This is a genomic window from Agromyces sp. NPDC056965 (assembly GCF_042673425.1).
In the GTDB taxonomy this organism is placed as follows: Bacteria; Actinomycetota; Actinomycetes; order Actinomycetales; family Microbacteriaceae; genus Agromyces.
The window spans coordinates 1-16,044 of sequence record NZ_JBHURI010000088.1; the positions used below are offsets into that span (position 1 = coordinate 1).

Here is a 16,044-nt window from a genome sequence, read left to right on the forward strand (position 1 = left end):
CCCGACAACCGACCCACACAAGGGCCGAACCACCGGAGCTTTCATCGTTCTCATCCGGCCATCCCACCAGGGACGCATCCGAACGCTTCAAACACAAGACGAAAAACAACGACTCGGTTCGGGATCATCGTGCCACTTGAGGAGGATGAGCTAGACGCTTCTCAGCAGTTCCGCTCTTCCGCTCCTGTGGGGCAACGAGTGATAACAATACGTGGACTTCCACCACCCACGCAAATCACACCCGCATCCCGGGCGTGTCGCACCAAGAAGCCCCCAAACGACAAGGGCTCCAGCCCTCACCGAAGTGAACGACCGGAGCCCTGGAACCGTTGCGAACGACTATTCGACGAAGACACCTGCGAGCGTCTTCTTGCCGCGGCGAAGCACTGCAAGACCACCAGCCGCCACGCGCCCATCGAGCGTCGCCGTGTCGTCGTCGATGCGCACGTTGTCGAGCGACACGCCACCCTGAGCGATGGCGCGCCGGCCCTCGCTCTGGCTCGAGACGAGCCCGGTGTCGACGAGGAGCTGGACGATCGAGGCATCCGTCGTCGCCGTGGTGTTCGGGAGTTCGCGAAGCGCGGCCTCGAGGGTCGAGCGGTCGAGGGCGGCGAGGTCGCCCTGCCCGAACAGCGCTCGCGACGCGTCGATCACGGCCTGCGTGGCATCCGCGCCGTGCACCAGGGTGGTGACCTCGAGGGCGAGCACCTTCTGCGCCTCGCGCTTGAACGGCTCGGTCTCGACGAGGCCTTCGAGCTGCTCGATGCGCTCCCGACCGAGGAACGTGAAGATCTTCAGCCGCGAGATGACGTCGGCATCGTCGGTGTTGAGCCAGAACTGGTAGAACGCGTACGGGCTGCACATCGAGGCATCCAGCCAGATGGCGTTGCCCTCGCTCTTGCCGAACTTCGTGCCGTCGGAGTTCGTGACGAGCGGGGTGCCGATCGCATGCACGCTGGCACCCTCGACGCGGTGGATGAGATCGGTGCCGCTCGTGAGGTTGCCCCACTGGTCGCTGCCGCCGGTCTGCAGCACGCAGCCGTACTGGCGGTAGAGCTCGAGGTAGTCGAAGCCCTGGAGGATCTGGTAGCTGAACTCGGTGTAGCTGATGCCGGCGTCGGAGTTCAGGCGCGACGCCACGGCGTCCTTCTTCAGCATCGTGCCGACACGGTAGTGCTTGCCGATCTCGCGGAGGAAGTCGATGGCGGAGAGCCCGCCCGTCCAGTCGAGGTTGTTGACGAGCCGGACCGCGTTCTCGCCTTCGCCCGAGAGGAACCGCGAGACCTGCCCCTGCAGGTACCCGACCCACTCGGCGACGGTCTCCTTCGTGTTCAGCGTGCGCTCGGCCGTGGGCCGCGGATCGCCGATCAGGCCGGTCGAGCCGCCGACGAGGCCGAGCGGCTTGTGGCCGGCGAGCTGGATGCGGCGCATCGTCAGCAACTGCACGAGGTTGCCGAGGTGCAGGCTCGGCGCAGTGGGGTCGAAACCGCAGTAATACGTGATCGGCTCGCCCGCGAGAAGCTCTTTCAGCGCAGCCTGGTCGGTCGACACGTGCACGAGGCCGCGCCAGACGAGCTCCTCCCAGACGTCGTCGAATGAGGCGTCGTTCTGCTGGGTACTGAGGATCACGGGGTCTGACACTCCGTCAGGGTATCAGCGAGCGGATTAGGTCTCATCTCTAACCGAATATGGATTAAACCTGTATGCTTATGTGAGCAGCGATGAAGGCTGCACACTGAAGGAGTGCCATGATCGTCGTCACCGCAGACCAGGTCTCCAGTCGCACGCAGGCCGACCTCGCCGGAGCCGAGCGCGACCGCATCCAACGCGCCCACGGCGAGAAGCTGCTCCTGCCGGTCGCGCGCAACGCAGGAGACGAGATCCAGCTGATCACCCGCGATGCCCGCACCGTCGTCGAGGTCGTCTTCGAACTGACCCGCGACGGCGCCTGGAGCGTCGGCATCGGATGCGGCGACGTGCGGGAACCCCTTCCGCCGGACATCCGGGAGGCGAGCGGCGAGGCGTTCTTCGCCGCACGCGACGCGGTCGAGCGCGCCAAGAAGAGCACGCCCAGGCTCGCGATCGAGGCCGCGAACGACGACGCCGAGCATGTCGAGGCACTGTTCAAGCTCGCCCTCCTCCTCCGCGAACGGAGGTCCGACCAGGGCTGGGAGGTCTACGACCGCATCGTCGCGGGTGCCATGCAGTCGGAGATCGCCGACGAGCTCGGAGTCAGCGCCCCGGCGATCAGCTCTCGAATGAAGTCGGCCAATATCCGTGCAGAGCTCGACGCCGTGCCCGCCCTCGCTAGGCTGCTCGAGAACCTCGACAGCTCGACGGGAGCCCACGCATGAACCTCTTCGTCATCGCCGATGCCATCACCTGGTCGGCCCTGGTGATCTCGCTGATCGCCGCGGCGACGCTCTCGGTGCTCGCGTACCTGCGCCCGCGCCGCGCGTACATCTGGTTCGCCGCGGGCTCGCTCGGCGTGGCACTCCTCGCAGCGGCATCCGCAGGCGACCCCGCGCAGTTCGGCCTGGCACCGCTCATCACGGTGCTCGGCCTCACCGTTGCCGTGTTCGGCGGCAGCCCGGCCGCAGCCACGGCACTCGACCTCGCAATGGGCGGCACCGTCGCACCCGGCCTCCACGGCGGCATCATCGTCGCCGAGAAGCGATCGGCGGACGAAGTGCACCGGGGCGTGCAGGCCGCAGCCAAGCGCGAGGTGCTGCGCGGCGGCCTCACGATCGGCGTGCTCGAACGCATCGCCTCGGCGGGCGCGATCATCGCCGGATTCCCCGAGGCGCTCGCGATCGTCGTCGCCATCAAGGGCGTCGGCCGATTCACCGAGCTCGAGGCGCCGGAGGCCCGTGAGCGGTTCATCATCGGCACCTTCGCGAGCCTCATCTGGGCGTGCGCCGGCGCACTCGTCGTGCACCTCGCGTTGCGCTGAGCGTCACTCAGCCGCGAGCTTGTGCCGGCGGTACGGCGAGACGCCCTCGTCGCCGGGCAGCCAGAACCGCCACGGATACTGCGATCCGCCGCCGTCTCCCCCGACGCCCGTGCGCGGACCGCTCGCGGCGTGCAGCGGCGTCGCCGGCACCTGCAGCGTGAACGGCGGCGCGAGCAGGTCGCTGCCGCCGGCCTCGAGCGGTACCCCGAGCGCCTTCGCGAGCCGGCCCGGTCCCCTCGCGAGATCGCGATCGTTCACGCCCGGCCGACGGCTTCGCGCCAGGTCGAGTCCGTCGACGACCGTCGCTCCACGCATGAGCACGCCCGACGAGGAGCCCGCCGGACGCGCGACGATGTTCAGGCAGACGTGCATGCCGTAGCTGAAGTACGCGTACAGGTGCGCCGGTGCACCGAACATCACCCTGTTTCGCGGTGTGCGCCCCCGGAAGGAGTGGGACCCGGGATCCTCGCCGACGCCACGGTAGGCCTCGAGCTCGGACAGGCGGATCGCCACCGGCCCATCGGGAGCGTCGTAGCGCAGCACCGCTCCGAGGAGGAGCGGTGCGAGCGCGACGGGATCCTGTTCGAAGAACTCCCGGTCGGGGGTGACGAGTCCGCTCAGCTGCGCGCCTCCGGGGAGTGTGCTTCCGGGAGGCCGGCGACGAGGTGCCGCACGCGGTCGGCGAGCCGGGAGAACTGCTCGGCGACACGCACCGGAGCGGTGCCGCCGATGCCGTCGCGGCTCGCGACCGACCCCTCGACCGTGAGCACCTCGCGCACATCGGGCGTCAGATGCGGGGAGATCGCCGCGAGTGCGTCGTCGTCGACGGCGTCGAGCTCGAGCGAGTGCTCCTCTGCGTAGCGCACAAGCGCGCCGGTGATCTCGTGGGCGTCGCGGAACGGCACGCGCCGCTTCACGAGCCACTCGGCGACATCCGTCGCCAGCGAGAAGCCGGCCGGAGCGAGCTCGGCCATGCGCTCGGTGTGGAAGGTCAGCGTCGCGACCATGCCCGTGAACGCCGGCAGCAGCACTTCGAGGGTCTCGACGGAGTCGAAGACCGGCTCCTTGTCCTCCTGCAGGTCGCGGTTGTACGCGAGCGGCAGCGCCTTCAGGGTCGCGAGCAGTCCCGTGAGGTTGCCGATGAGCCGGCCCGACTTGCCGCGCGCGAGCTCGGCGATGTCGGGGTTCTTCTTCTGCGGCATGATCGACGAACCCGTCGAGTAGCCGTCGTGCAGCGTCACGAAGCCGAACTCGCGAGTGTTCCAGAGGATGATCTCCTCCGCGAAGCGCGAGAGGTCGATGCCGATCATCGCCGTGACGAAGGCGAACTCGGCCACGACGTCTCGGCTCGCGGTGGCGTCGATCGAGTTCTCGGCGGGGCTCGCGAGGCCGAGGTCGCGGGCGACGGATGCCGCGTCGAGGCCGAGCGTCGACCCGGCGAGAGCGCCGCCGCCGTACGGCGAGACATCCGCTCGCTTCGTCCAGTCCACGAGACGCTCGAGGTCGCGCGAGAGCGCCCAAGCGTGGGCGAGCAGGTGGTGCGCGAGCAGCACCGGCTGCGCGTGCTGCAGGTGCGTGCGCCCGGGCATGATCGCCGTGCGGTGCGCGTCGGCCTGCGCGGCGAGCGCGTCGATGAGGTGCACGAGGTCGCGCCCGATGGTCGCGGCGTGGTCCTTCAGGTAGAGGCGCACGAGCGTGGCGATCTGGTCGTTGCGGCTGCGGCCCGCGCGGAGCTTGCCGCCGAGTTCGGGGCCGACGATCGTGATGAGTGCGGCCTCGAGGGCGCCGTGCACGTCTTCGTCCGCCTCGCCGGCGACGATCTCGCCCGAGATCACGCGCGCCTCGAGGGTGTCGAGCCCGGCGAGCATGGCGTCCAGCTCAGCGGCTTCGAGGTACCCGGCGGCGGCGAGTGCCCGGGCGTGCGCCCGGGACCCCGCGAGGTCGTAGCCCGCGAGCTGCCAGTCGAAGTGCGTCGACTTCGAGAGGCGCTGCAGCTCGGGCGACGGGCCGCTCGCGAATCGAGCACCCCAGAGCGAGCCCTCGTTGGTGCCGTGGGCGTCGGCCCCAGCCTCGGTGCCGGCCGTGTCGTCGGTGCCGTTGACGTCGCTCATCATGCGTCCTTCCGGGCGAGCAGCCACACGAGCAGCGCCTTCTGGGCGTGCAGTCGGTTCTCCGCCTCGTCCCAGATGATCGACTGCGGGCCGTCGATCACGTCGGCACTCACTTCGTACCCGCGGTCGGCGGGCAGGCAGTGCATGAACACCGCATCGGATGCCGCGAGCGACATGAGCTCCGCATCGACCTGGTACCCGCCGAAGGTGGCGACGCGATGCGCCTTCTCCTCCTCCTTGCCCATCGACACCCACGTGTCGGTGACGACGACGTCGACTCCCGTCACGGACTCGCGCGCGTCGCTGACGACGGCGACGGACCCGCCGGTCGTCGCCGCGATGCGCTCGGCGTCGGCCACGACGGATGCCTCGGGCGCGAACTCCGCCGGAGCGGCGATGCGGACGTGCATGCCCGCGGTCGCGCCGGCGAGCAGGTACGACTGCGCCATGTTGCTGCGGCCGTCGCCGAGGAAGGTGACCGTGAGTCCGGCGAGCCGGCCCTTGTGCTCGCGGATGGTGAGCAGGTCGGCGAGCAGCTGGCACGGGTGGAAGTCGTCGGAGAGGGCGTTGACGACGGGCACGGTCGTGCCGGCGGCCATCTCCTCGAGACCCGCCTGCGCGTAGGTGCGCCAGACGATCGCGGAGACCATGCGCTCGAGCACCCGGGCGGTGTCGGAGGGGGTCTCCTTGCCGCCGAGCTGGCTGTTCGCGGTCGAGATGATGAGCGGCGAACCGCCGAGGTCGGCGATGCCGACCGCGAACGACACTCGCGTGCGCGTCGAGGACTTGTCGAAGATCACGGCGACGGTCTGCGGGCCGGCGAGCGGCGTCTGCGACCAGCGGTCGGCCTTGAGCTGCTCGGCGAGATCGAGGATCTCGGTCTGCTCGGCCTGGGTGAGGTCGTCGTCCCGGAGGAAGTGGCGGGTCATGTGGTGCGTCCGTTCGTGGAGAGGTCGGTCGGGTCAGTACGGGTGGGCATCGGCGAGGGCGCGCGCGAAGCGTGCTTCGAACTCGTCGATCTCCGCGTCGCCGACGATGAGCGGCGGCGCGATGCGGATGGTGGTGTCATTGGCGGCGTTCACGATGAGCCCGTGGTGCATGGCGTGCGCGACGACGTCGCCGGCGACCGGTGCCGTGAGCGCCACGCCGACGAGGAGACCCCGGCCGCGAGTGCCCGCGACGAGCGGCGAACCGATCGCCTCGATGCGCCGGCGCAGCTGCGGCCCGCGCACGGCGGCGTTGTCGACGAGACCGGCGCGCTCGATCTCGCCGAGCACCGCGTTCGACACCGCGGTCGCGAGCGGGTTGCCGCCGAACGTCGAGCCGTGCTGGCCCTTCTGGTACAGCTCGGAGGCACGGCCGAAGGTGATGAGGCCGCCGATCGGGATGCCGCCGCCGATGCCCTTCGCGACCGTGATCGCGTCGGGCGTGATGCCGTCGTGCTGGAACCCGAACCACTCGCCCGTGCGGCCGGCGCCGGTCTGGATCTCGTCGACGATGAGCAGCGCACCGTGGCGGAGGGTCAGCTCGCGTGCCGCCTCGAGGAATCCCTCCGGCAGTTCGACGACGCCGGCCTCGCCCTGGATGGGCTCGACGAAGACGGCAGCGACCGCATCGTCGATGGATGCCTCGAGCGCCTCGATCGTCGCGGGGATGTGCTCCACTCCCCCGGCCATCGGCTCGAACGGCGCACGCATGTGGGGCTTGCCGGTCAGCGCGAGCGAGCCCATCGTGCGCCCGTGGAAGGCGTCGACGAGCGCGATCACCCGGGTGCGCGCACCGCCCGAGTTGTTCAGGCGCGCGAGCTTGAACGCGGCCTCGTTCGCCTCGGCGCCCGAGTTGCCGAACCAGGCGCGCCCGTCGGGCCCTGCGCCGGCGAGGCGGACGAGCCGCTCTGCGAGCTCGAGCGCGGGTTCGGTCGTGAAGTAGTTCGATACGTGCGCGAGCTTCGACGCCTGCGCGGTGACCGCCTCGACGAACACCGGGTGGGCGTGCCCGAGGGAGTTCACCGCGATGCCGGCGAGGAAGTCGAGGTAGGTCGTGCCCGCGGCATCCGTCACCCAGGCGCCCGAGCCGTGCTCGAGCTTCGCGAGCGGCATGCCGATGGAGCGCATGATGCGCTGGTCGAACCGCAGCTGCCAGTCGTTCATGCCGCCACCACCTCGGTGCCGATGCCCGACTGCGTGAAGACCTCGAGCAGGATCGAGTGCGGCACGCGGCCGTCGATGATGGCCGCCTTCGCGACTCCGCCCTCGACGGCTTCGAGGCACGCGGCCATCTTCGGGATCATGCCCGACTCGAGGCTCGGCAGCAGTTCGACGAGCGAGGGCACGTCGATCACCGAGACGAGCGAGTCGCGGTTCGGCCAGTCGCGGTAGAGGCCGGCGACGTCGGTGAGGATCACGAGCTTCGCCGCGCCGAGCGCGACCGCGAGCGACGCCGCGGCCGAATCGGCGTTCACGTTCAGCGACTGCCCGGTCACGTCGCCGTCGGGGGCGATCGAGGAGACCACGGGGATGCGTTCGGCGTCGAGCTCGGCGAGCACGGCGGCCGGGTCGACCGCGACGACGTCGCCGACGAGTCCGAGGTCGACCTCCTCGCCGTCGACGACGGCGCCGCGACGCCGCCCGGTGAACAGCCCGGCGTCTTCGCCCGACAGGCCGGAGGCGAGGGGTCCGTGCTCGTTGATGAGCGAGACGAGCTCGCGATTCACCTGGCCGGAGAGCACCATGCGCACCACGTCCATGGTCTCGGGGGTCGTGACCCGGTAGCCTCCGCGGAACTCGCTCGGAATGCCGAGCCGCTCGAGCATCGCCGAGATCTGCGGCCCGCCGCCGTGCACGACGACGGGCTTGATGCCCGCGTAGCGCAGGTAGACCATGTCCTCGGCGAACGCACGCTGCAGCTCGGGGCTCACCATGGCGTTGCCGCCGAACTTGACGACGATCGTCTCGCCGTGGAATCGCTTCAGCCAGGGCAGCGAATCGATGAGCACCTGGGCTTTCGCCGCGGCGTCGTTGGTGTCGTCGGGTTCGGTTTCGATGTCGTCGCTCATGCTCAACTCGCGTAGGCGCTGTTCTCGTGCACGTAGTCGTGCGTGAGATCGTTCGTGAAGATGGTGGCGGATGCCTCGCCGGCGTGCAGCTCGATGAGCACGTGCGTCGCGCGCGGCGTGAGGTCGACCTGATCGCGCGGGGCGTCGGGGCGACCGGCGTGGCAGACGCGCACCCCGTTCATCGAGACGTCGACGAGGTACGGGTCGAACGGTGCGCTCGTCGTGCCGATCGCAGCCAGCACCCGGCCCCAGTTGGGGTCGTTGCCGAAGATCGCGGCCTTGAAGAGGTTGTTGCGGGCGACCGAACGGCCGACCTCGACCGCGTCGTCTTCGGTCACCGCGCCGACGACCTCGATCGCGATGTCGTGGCTCGCGCCCTCGGCATCGGCCTGCAACTGCAGCGCGAGGTTCCGGCAGGCCTCGGTGAGGGCCGTCGTGAACTCGCCGAGATCGGGCGTGACGCCCGACGCACCCGAGGCGAGCAGCGACACCTGGTCGTTCGTCGACATGCAGCCGTCGGAATCGAGCCGGTCGAAGGTCACGCGCGTGGCGGCGCGGAGCGCGGTGTCGAGCTCCTCGGCCGACAGCGAGGCATCCGTCGTCACGACCACCAGCATCGTCGCGAGGCCGGGGGCCAGCATGCCCGCGCCCTTCGCGATGCCGCCGATCGACCAGCCGGCTCCCTCGACCACGACCTGCTTCGGCGTCGTGTCGGTCGTCATGATCGCGCGGGCCGCGTCGTCACCGCCATCGGCGGAGAGGCGGGCGATCGCCGAGACCACGCCCTCTTCGAGCACCTCGCCGTCGAGCTGGTCGCCGATGAGACCGGTCGAGCAGACGAGCACGTCGCCTGCTGCGACGCCGAGGCCCGATGCCACCGCCTCCGCCGTGCGATGGGTGACCTGGAACCCCTCGGGGCCCGTGAAGCAGTTGGCCCCGCCCGAGTTCAGCACGATCGCCGAGACGACGCCGTCGGCCGCGACCTGCTTCGACCAGATGATCGGGTTGGCCTGCGCCCGGTTCGCCGTGAACACGACTGCGGCCTGCTGCGCGGGCCCGCGGTTCACGACGAGCGCGAGGTCGAGCGCGCCCGAGCGCTTGATGCCGGCGGCGATGCCGGCGGCTTCGAATCCCAGCGGATGGGTGACGGTCACGGGGCGACTCCATTCACGGGGAGTCCGGTCGACTCGGTGAGCCCGAGTGCGATGTTCGCGGACTGGATGGCGGCACCCGCGGTGCCCTTCACGAGGTTGTCGACGGCGGCGACCACGACGACGCGGCCCGAGTTCTCGTCGATCTGGAGGCCGAGCAGCGCGGTGTTCGCACCGAGCACGTCGGCCGTGCGCGGGAACTGCCCCTCGGGCAGCAGCTGCACGAAGCGCTCTCCGGCGTACGCGTCCTCCCAGGCGGCGCGGACCGCCGCGGCATCCGTGCCGGGAACGATGCGCGCCGTCGAGGTCGCGAGGATGCCCCGCGACATGGGCACGATGACCGGGGTGAACGAGATGGTGGGATCGCCGCCGCCCGCCCAGCGCAGCGCCTGCTGGATCTCGGGGATGTGCCGGTGCACGCCGCCGACCGAGTAGGGGTTCGCCGAACCGAGGATCTCGGAGCCGAGCAGGTGCGCCTTCAGGCTCTTGCCGGCTCCCGACGGCCCCACCGCGAGCACCGAGACGATATCGGATGCCTCGATCACCCCGGCCCGGATGCCGGGCGCGAGCGACAGCGCCACCGTCGAGGCGTTGCAGCCCGGTGCTGCGATGCGCTTCGTCTTCGCGAGCCGGTCGCGCTGCGTGCCCGACAGCCGCGGCAGCTCGGGCACGCCGTAGGTCCACGCGCCGTGGAACTCGCCGCCGTAGAACGCCGCCCAGTCGGCCTTGCTCTCGAGGCGGTGGTCGGCACCGCAGTCGATGACGAGCGTCTCGGGCGCCAGCTGCGCCGCGATCGCACCGGATGCCCCGTGCGGGAGCGCGAGGAACACGATGTCATGGCCGGCGAGGTTCTCGGCCGTCGTGTCCTTCAGCGTGAGGTGCGTGTAGCTGCGCAGGTGCGGCTGCACCGCGATGAGCGGCTGGCCGGCGTTGGAGTGCGCGGTCACGGTGCGCACATCGAAATCGGGATGATCGGCGAGGAGGCGAAGGATCTCGCCTCCGGCATAGCCGGACGCGCCGGAAACGGCGACGGTGAACGTCATGGTTCCACCTTAAAGGTCTGAAGTGGTCGGGGTTGGCTCACGACAATGCACATGACCTGAAAGGTCGAAGCGGTCGAGGTCGGGCTCCCGGCGACGCATGCGACCTGAATGGTCGAAGCGGTCGAGGGACGGTTCCGGCGACACCTGCTGACGGCTTCGTCGCCGCATGCGGGGTCGCCTAGAGTCGGCGCTCGCCACGACGTCGGCTGCGCACCACGACGACACGCGAGATGCGTGCGGGGGCTGCGAACCGAGCGGCGGACATACAGCGACCCTATCCGGGGCGGGTCGTGTCGTGCAAACGCGCGGCGCGCGGAGGCGCCGGCCGCTCCGCCTCGGCGCCCGCCCCTTCTCCACCGCGATTCCGAGGAGATCTGCAATTCAGAGGTTCGGGTGCTGCCCGATCATCCCCGATACTGCCGATCTCCTCGGAATCGACTACTCGCGGATGGTCGCCCCGAAGCGCTCGCTCGCGAGCGCCGCACCGGCGAGCTTCGCCTCGCTCGCCTCGGCCGCGGTGAGCGTGCGGTCGTCGGCACGGAACCTGAGCGCGAACGTCAGGCTCTTCGCCCCGGCGGGCACACCCTGGCCGCGATAGTCGTCGACGATCGAGAGGTGCTCGAGCAACGCGCCGGCGCCCTCGCGGATCGCCGCGGCGACCTCGGCTGCTGCGACATCGACGGGGACGATGAGCGAGAGGTCCTGCGTCGCAGCGGGCATCGTGTCGATCGTCCGCGCTTCGAGGGCGGGGTCGGTCAAGGCGATGACGGCGTCGAGGTCGAGCTCGACGACCGCGACGACCCGTGGCAGGTCGGCTTCGAGGGCGAGCGCGGGCAGCAGTTCGCCCGCGTAGCCGACGAGTGCGCCCGCGATGCGCAGCTCGGCCGTGCGGCCCGGGTGCATCGCCGAGTGCGAACCCTGCGACACGTCGATGCGTGCCCCGGTCGCGAGTTCGACCTGGCGCACGACATCGAGTGCGTCGGCGATGCCGGCGGACACGGCGGGCTGACCCGGCTGCTTCGCCACGACGTCGCCCACGATGAGCGCACCGAGGTGGCGCGGCTGCGGCGGGATGCCGGCATCGAGCGCAGCGAGCACCTCGTCGCTCGGCTTCTCGTTGCCCACGGGCAGGTCGAGCGACCCGTACGTGCGACCCGGCTCGGGCAGGAACACCGTGCCGATCTCGAAGAGGTCGAGGTCGGTCAGGCCGCGCGAGAGGTTGCGACGCGCGGCGCCGATCAGGCCGGGAACGAGCGACCGACGCAGGAACGGCACGGTCTGGTCGAGGGCGTTCGCAATGCGCACGGATGCCACGGGCGCACCGTCAGCACTGCCGAACACCGCGTTGTCGGCCTCGGAGACGAACGGGAAGGAGAGCACCTCGACCGATCCGGCGGCCGCGAGCGTGTCGGCGGTGCGACGACGCAGCCGCTGCGAGCGGGTGAGGCCGCGGCCCGGAGGCGCGACGGGCAGCACCGAGGGGATGCGGTCGTAGCCGATCAAGCGGGCGACCTCCTCGGCGAGCTCTTCACGGCCGGTCAGGTCGGGACGCCACGCCGGCGGCACGACCGAGAATCCGCCGTCGACGGCGCTGATGACGCCGCCGATCTCGGCGAGGGCGTCGTGCACCTCGGCCTCGGTGTACTCGACGCCGATGATCGACGAGACGAAGCCCGCGGGCAGGAGGATCGCCGCGCGCGCCGGCACGGTCGAGATCAGGGAGCCGCCCGCATCGGCGCTGCCGCCGGCGAGGTCGACCATGAGCTGGGCGACGCGGGAGACGGCCGCGGCCGCGATCTCGGGGTCGACGCCGCGCTCGTAGCGCTTGGCCGCCTCGCTCGGCAGCTTGTGACGACGCGCGGTGCGCGCGATCGACACCGGGTCCCAGTTGGCCGCCTCGACGAGCACGTTGCGCGTCTCGTCGCCCATCTCGGTCTCCGCGCCGCCCATGACGCCGCCGAGGCCGATCGGCCCGCGGTCGTCGGTGACGACGAGGTCTTCGACGTGGAGCGTGCGCTCCTTGCCGTCGAGCGTGGTGAACTTCTCCCCCACCGTGGCCCGCCGAACGACGATGCCGCCGCGGAGCTGGTCGAGGTCGTAGCCGTGAATCGGCTGGCCGAGCTCGAGCATGACGTAGTTCGTGATGTCGACGAGCAGCGAGATCGAGCGGATGCCGGCGAGCTTCAGTCGCGCGATCATCCACGGCGGCGTCGGACGCGAGGCGTCGACGTCGCGCACGATGCGCGTGGCGAACACCGAGGAGCCGATCTTGCCGCGGATCGGAGCGGCGTCGTCGATCACGACGGAGAACGCGTCGTCCGAGACATCCGCCGGCGCAGCCTGCTCGACCGGGTCGCGGAAGCGGGCCCCGGTCGCATGGGCGTACTCGCGAGCGACGCCGCGGATCGAGAACGCGTAGCCGCGGTCGGGGGTGACGTTGATCTCGATGGCGGCGTCGTCGAGGCCGAGCAGCGCGATCGCGTCGGTGCCGACGGGTGCGTCGATGCCGAGCGTCGAGAGCCGCAGGATACCGTCGTGGTCTTCACCGAGGCCGAGCTCGCGCGCCGAGGCGATCATGCCGTCGGAGACGTGGCCGTAGGTCTTGCGGGCGGCGATCGGGAACGGCCCGGGCAGCACGGCGCCCGGCAGCGTCACGACGACCTTGTCGCCCACGAAGAAGTTGCGGGCACCGCAGACGATGCCGTGCACGGCGTCGCCGCCGTCGGCCGCGGTCTCACCCTCGGGCGCGACGCGCACCTGGCACCAGCGGATGGTCTTGCCGTTGGACTGCGGCTCCTCGACGAACTCGAGCACCTCGCCCACGACGATCGGGCCCTCGAGGTCGAACGTGTGCACGTCCTCCTCTTCGAGGCCGACCTTGACGAGGGCGGCGTGCACGTCTTCGGGCGTGGTGCCCGGCACGAGCTCGACGTACTCGGCGAGCCAACTCAGTGGAACCCGCATGTTCTAGACCACCATTCCGAACTGCTGGGAGAAGCGGATGTCTCCCTCGACCATTTCGCGCATGTCCTGCACGTCGTTGCGGAGCATCAGCCCGCGCTCGATGCCCATGCCGAAGGCGAACCCGGTGTAGACCTCTGGGTCGATGCCGGCCGCCTTCAGCACGTTGGGGTGCATCATGCCGCAGCCGCCCCACTCGATCCAGCGCGCGCCGCCCTTGAAGGTCGGGTGCCAGAAGTCGAGCTCGGCCGACGGCTCGGTGAAGGGGAAGAAGCTCGGGCGAAGGCGGATCTTCGCCTCGTCGCCGAAGATCGACTTCACGAAGTGATCGAGGGTGCCCTTGAGGTGGGCCATCGTGAGGCCCTTGTCGACGGCGACGCCCTCGAACTGCATGAACACGGGCAGGTGCGTGGCGTCGAACTCGTCGGTGCGGTAGACGCGACCCGGTGCGAGCACGTAGAGCGGCAGTTCGCGCTCGAGCATCGAACGGATCTGCACCGGGCTCGTGTGCGTGCGCAGCACGAGGTGCGACTCGGGCGGGTCGACGAAGAACGTGTCCTGCATGGCGCGCGCGGGGTGGTCGGCGTCGAAGTTCAGCGCGTCGAAGTTGAACCACTCGCTCTCGACCTCCGGGCCTTCGGCGATCTCCCAACCCATGCCGGTGAAGACGTCGCAGACGCGGTCCTGCAGGAGGGACAGCGGATGCCGCGCTCCCGGACGGTACCGCGACGCGAGGGCCGTGACGTCCAACGCCTCCGCCGCGAGCTGCGCGGCGGCCTCGGCCTCGACGATCTCGGCCTCGCGGGCGGCGAACGCCTGGTTCACCCGACCGCGGGCGCCGCCGACGAGCTTGCCGAGTGCGGCCTTCTGCTCGTTCGGGACGTTGCGGAGTTCGGCGTTCAGGAGCGCGAGGGCGGACTTGTCGCCGGTGTGCTCGGTGCGGACCTGCTTCAGCGCGGCGGAGTCGCCGGCCGACGCGATGGCCGCGAGGGCTGCGTCGACCGCCGTCTGGACGGCGCTCTCGGTGATTTCACGGGGCTCGGACACGAGAACCGAGTCTACCGGGCGAGACCCGCCGACTCGGGTCGCGTCAGATGCCGCCGTGCTGCGTTTCGGACTGACGCGCCGTGGCAGTCGCCTGCGCGACGAGCATCGCCTGGTTCGGATCCTCGGGATCGAGTCTCGTGCCGCTCGACTTCGACGCGGTGCGCTTCGACAGCCAGCGTGCGAACCACGAGAGCGAGAGGTTCATGATCAGGTAGAGCACGAGCGTGACGATGAAGAACGAGAACAGGTAGCGGTTGCCGTAGAACGTGGCGAGCTGGTTCATGTTGACCCGCAGCAGTTCGACGTAGCCGACGATGTAGCCGAGCGAGGTGTCCTTCAGGAGCACCACGAGTTGGGCCACGATGATCGGCAGCATCTGCCGGAAGGCCTGCGGGAACTCCACGAGCATCTTGGACTGCAGCGGGCGCATGCCGAGGCTGAGCCCGGCCTCGCGTTGTCCGCGCGGCAGTGCCGCGAGCCCGGCGCGGAGCGCCTCGCCGATGAGGGCGCCGTTGTAGAGGGTCAGCGCTGCGACGACTGCCCAGAACGCGCCGGTGTTCAGCACGAGGAGGATGAACAGCATCATCAGCAGCACCGGCATGCCGCGGACGAATTCGAGCACGACCGCGGTGGGGATTCGGATCCACGCGATCTCCGAGCTCCGGAGGAGCGAGAGGAGGATGCCCAGCGCGACCGCGAACACCGACGCCGTCAGAGCCGCTTGGAGGGTGCCCCATACACCGACCGTGATGATCCGGTTCCACAACTCGGGGTCGGCGAAGATGTCCCACCGGCTGGGGTCGAAGTAGCCCGGAAGGGTGATGCCGCCGCTCTCACGCGGTGCGGCGAGGGTCAGCACGATCCAGGTGAGCCCTGCGAGGATCAGCACGCCGGCGATGATCGACGAGATCAGCGACAGTCGTCGTGCCTTCGGACCCGGGGCGTCGAAGAGGACGCTCGTTCCGCTCATCGCTGCACCACCCATCTGCGCTCGAGTTGGGCCGCGAACACACCGAGCGGGATGGTGATCACGAGATAGAAGGTCGCTGCGCCGAGGAGGATCGCGATGACGGCGTCACCGTTGAGGTTCGCGAGCTCACGGGTCGAGGCGAAGAGCTCGACCACGAAGAATCCGCCCGCGACCGAGGTGTTCTTCGTCAGCGCGATGAAGACGTTGATGAGCGGCGGAATCGTCATGCGGAACGCCTGGGGCAGCACGATGAGGCTCACCGTCTGACCGAACCCGAGTCCGACGCTTCGCGCGGCCTCGGCCTGCCCGATCGGCACGCCGTTGATGCCCGAACGAAGCGCCTCCGCCACGAACGGCGAGGTGTAGACCGAGAGTCCGATGATCGCGGCCGTCGTGTAGTCGAGACGCGAGCCGAGGTAGGGAAGGATGATCGCGCAGAAGAAGAGCACGAGCGTCAGCGGCGTGTTGCGCACGAGCTCCGTGTAGACGGTGGCGAACCCTCGGAGCGAAGCGACCGGCGAGATGCGCATGGCCGCGATGATCGTGCCGAGCACGAGTGCCGAGACTCCGCTCGCGCCGAGCAGCAGCAGGGTCATGGTGAAACCGCGCCAGTAGATCGGCAGGTTCTCGATGACGGCGTCCACGCGTCTCCGTTCCGGTCAGTGGGGAGGGTACGCGGCCCGGGCGGTGCACGATGAGGCTCACCGTCTGACCGAACCCGAGTCCGACGCTTCGCGCGGCCTCGGCCTGCCC

The 16,044-nt window shown here is 69.9% G+C and carries 14 protein-coding genes; 2 read left to right on the top strand and 12 right to left on the bottom strand.

Annotation, left to right across the window (positions count from 1 at the left end; all coding sequences use genetic code 11):
- Positions 1-339: 339 nt before the first annotated feature.
- Positions 340-1,641: a tyrosine--tRNA ligase gene (gene tyrS, locus ACFTQE_RS17330; protein WP_376926241.1), complete on the bottom strand. Its 1,302-nt coding sequence runs from the start codon at positions 1,639-1,641 to the stop codon at positions 340-342.
- 107 nt (positions 1,642-1,748) lie between these two features.
- Between tyrS and ACFTQE_RS17335 the strand changes: the two genes are divergently transcribed.
- Positions 1,749-2,354 (top strand): DNA-binding protein, encoded by a 606-nt coding sequence (locus ACFTQE_RS17335; protein ID WP_376926242.1) that lies wholly within the window; start codon positions 1,749-1,751, stop codon positions 2,352-2,354.
- Positions 2,351-2,953 carry a hypothetical protein gene (locus ACFTQE_RS17340; RefSeq protein WP_376926243.1) on the top strand — a complete coding sequence of 201 codons (603 nt, stop codon included), beginning with the start codon at positions 2,351-2,353 and terminating at the stop codon, positions 2,951-2,953. Before ACFTQE_RS17335 ends, ACFTQE_RS17340 begins: the two co-directional genes overlap by 4 nt.
- A 3-nt stretch (positions 2,954-2,956) precedes the next feature.
- Here ACFTQE_RS17340 and ACFTQE_RS17345 read toward each other — a convergent pair whose 3' ends face one another.
- The 11 genes from ACFTQE_RS17345 to ACFTQE_RS17395 form a co-directional block, all read right to left on the bottom strand.
- Positions 2,957-3,574 carry a DNA-3-methyladenine glycosylase gene (locus ACFTQE_RS17345; protein WP_376926254.1) on the bottom strand — a complete coding sequence of 206 codons (618 nt, stop codon included), beginning with the start codon at positions 3,572-3,574 and terminating at the stop codon, positions 2,957-2,959.
- Positions 3,571-5,064 carry an argininosuccinate lyase gene (argH, locus tag ACFTQE_RS17350; protein ID WP_376926244.1) on the bottom strand — a complete coding sequence of 498 codons (1,494 nt, stop codon included), beginning with the start codon at positions 5,062-5,064 and terminating at the stop codon, positions 3,571-3,573. Before argH ends, ACFTQE_RS17345 begins: the two co-directional genes overlap by 4 nt.
- Positions 5,064-5,993, bottom strand: coding sequence for an ornithine carbamoyltransferase (gene argF, locus ACFTQE_RS17355; RefSeq protein ID WP_376926245.1), 930 nt, complete (start codon positions 5,991-5,993; stop codon positions 5,064-5,066). Before argF ends, argH begins: the two co-directional genes overlap by 1 nt.
- 33 nt (positions 5,994-6,026) lie before the next feature.
- Complete coding sequence (locus ACFTQE_RS17360; protein ID WP_376926246.1) at positions 6,027-7,214, bottom strand: acetylornithine transaminase; 1,188 nt, start codon at positions 7,212-7,214, stop codon at positions 6,027-6,029.
- Complete coding sequence (argB, locus tag ACFTQE_RS17365; RefSeq protein ID WP_376926247.1) at positions 7,211-8,119, bottom strand: acetylglutamate kinase; 909 nt, start codon at positions 8,117-8,119, stop codon at positions 7,211-7,213. Before argB ends, ACFTQE_RS17360 begins: the two co-directional genes overlap by 4 nt.
- A 2-nt stretch (positions 8,120-8,121) precedes the next feature.
- Entirely contained in the window at positions 8,122-9,273 is a 1,152-nt protein-coding gene (gene argJ, locus ACFTQE_RS17370; protein ID WP_376926248.1) for a bifunctional glutamate N-acetyltransferase/amino-acid acetyltransferase ArgJ, read from the bottom strand.
- Positions 9,270-10,313, bottom strand: coding sequence for an N-acetyl-gamma-glutamyl-phosphate reductase (gene argC / locus ACFTQE_RS17375; RefSeq protein WP_376926249.1), 1,044 nt, complete (start codon positions 10,311-10,313; stop codon positions 9,270-9,272). Before argC ends, argJ begins: the two co-directional genes overlap by 4 nt.
- Before the next feature lie 438 nt (positions 10,314-10,751).
- Positions 10,752-13,277, bottom strand: a complete 2,526-nt coding sequence (pheT, locus tag ACFTQE_RS17380; RefSeq protein WP_376926250.1) for a phenylalanine--tRNA ligase subunit beta — start codon at positions 13,275-13,277, stop codon at positions 10,752-10,754.
- Positions 13,278-13,280: 3 nt separating this feature from the next.
- On the bottom strand, positions 13,281-14,321 hold the full coding sequence (gene pheS, locus ACFTQE_RS17385; RefSeq protein WP_376926251.1) for a phenylalanine--tRNA ligase subunit alpha: 1,041 nt from the start codon (positions 14,319-14,321) through the stop codon (positions 13,281-13,283).
- A gap of 43 nt (positions 14,322-14,364) precedes the next feature.
- Positions 14,365-15,291, bottom strand: coding sequence for an amino acid ABC transporter permease (locus tag ACFTQE_RS17390; RefSeq protein WP_376926252.1), 927 nt, complete (start codon positions 15,289-15,291; stop codon positions 14,365-14,367).
- Positions 15,288-15,935 (bottom strand): amino acid ABC transporter permease, encoded by a 648-nt coding sequence (locus ACFTQE_RS17395; RefSeq protein ID WP_376926253.1) that lies wholly within the window; start codon positions 15,933-15,935, stop codon positions 15,288-15,290. The genes ACFTQE_RS17390 and ACFTQE_RS17395 overlap by 4 nt, the downstream gene beginning before the upstream one ends.
- Positions 15,936-16,044: the final 109 nt, after the last annotated feature.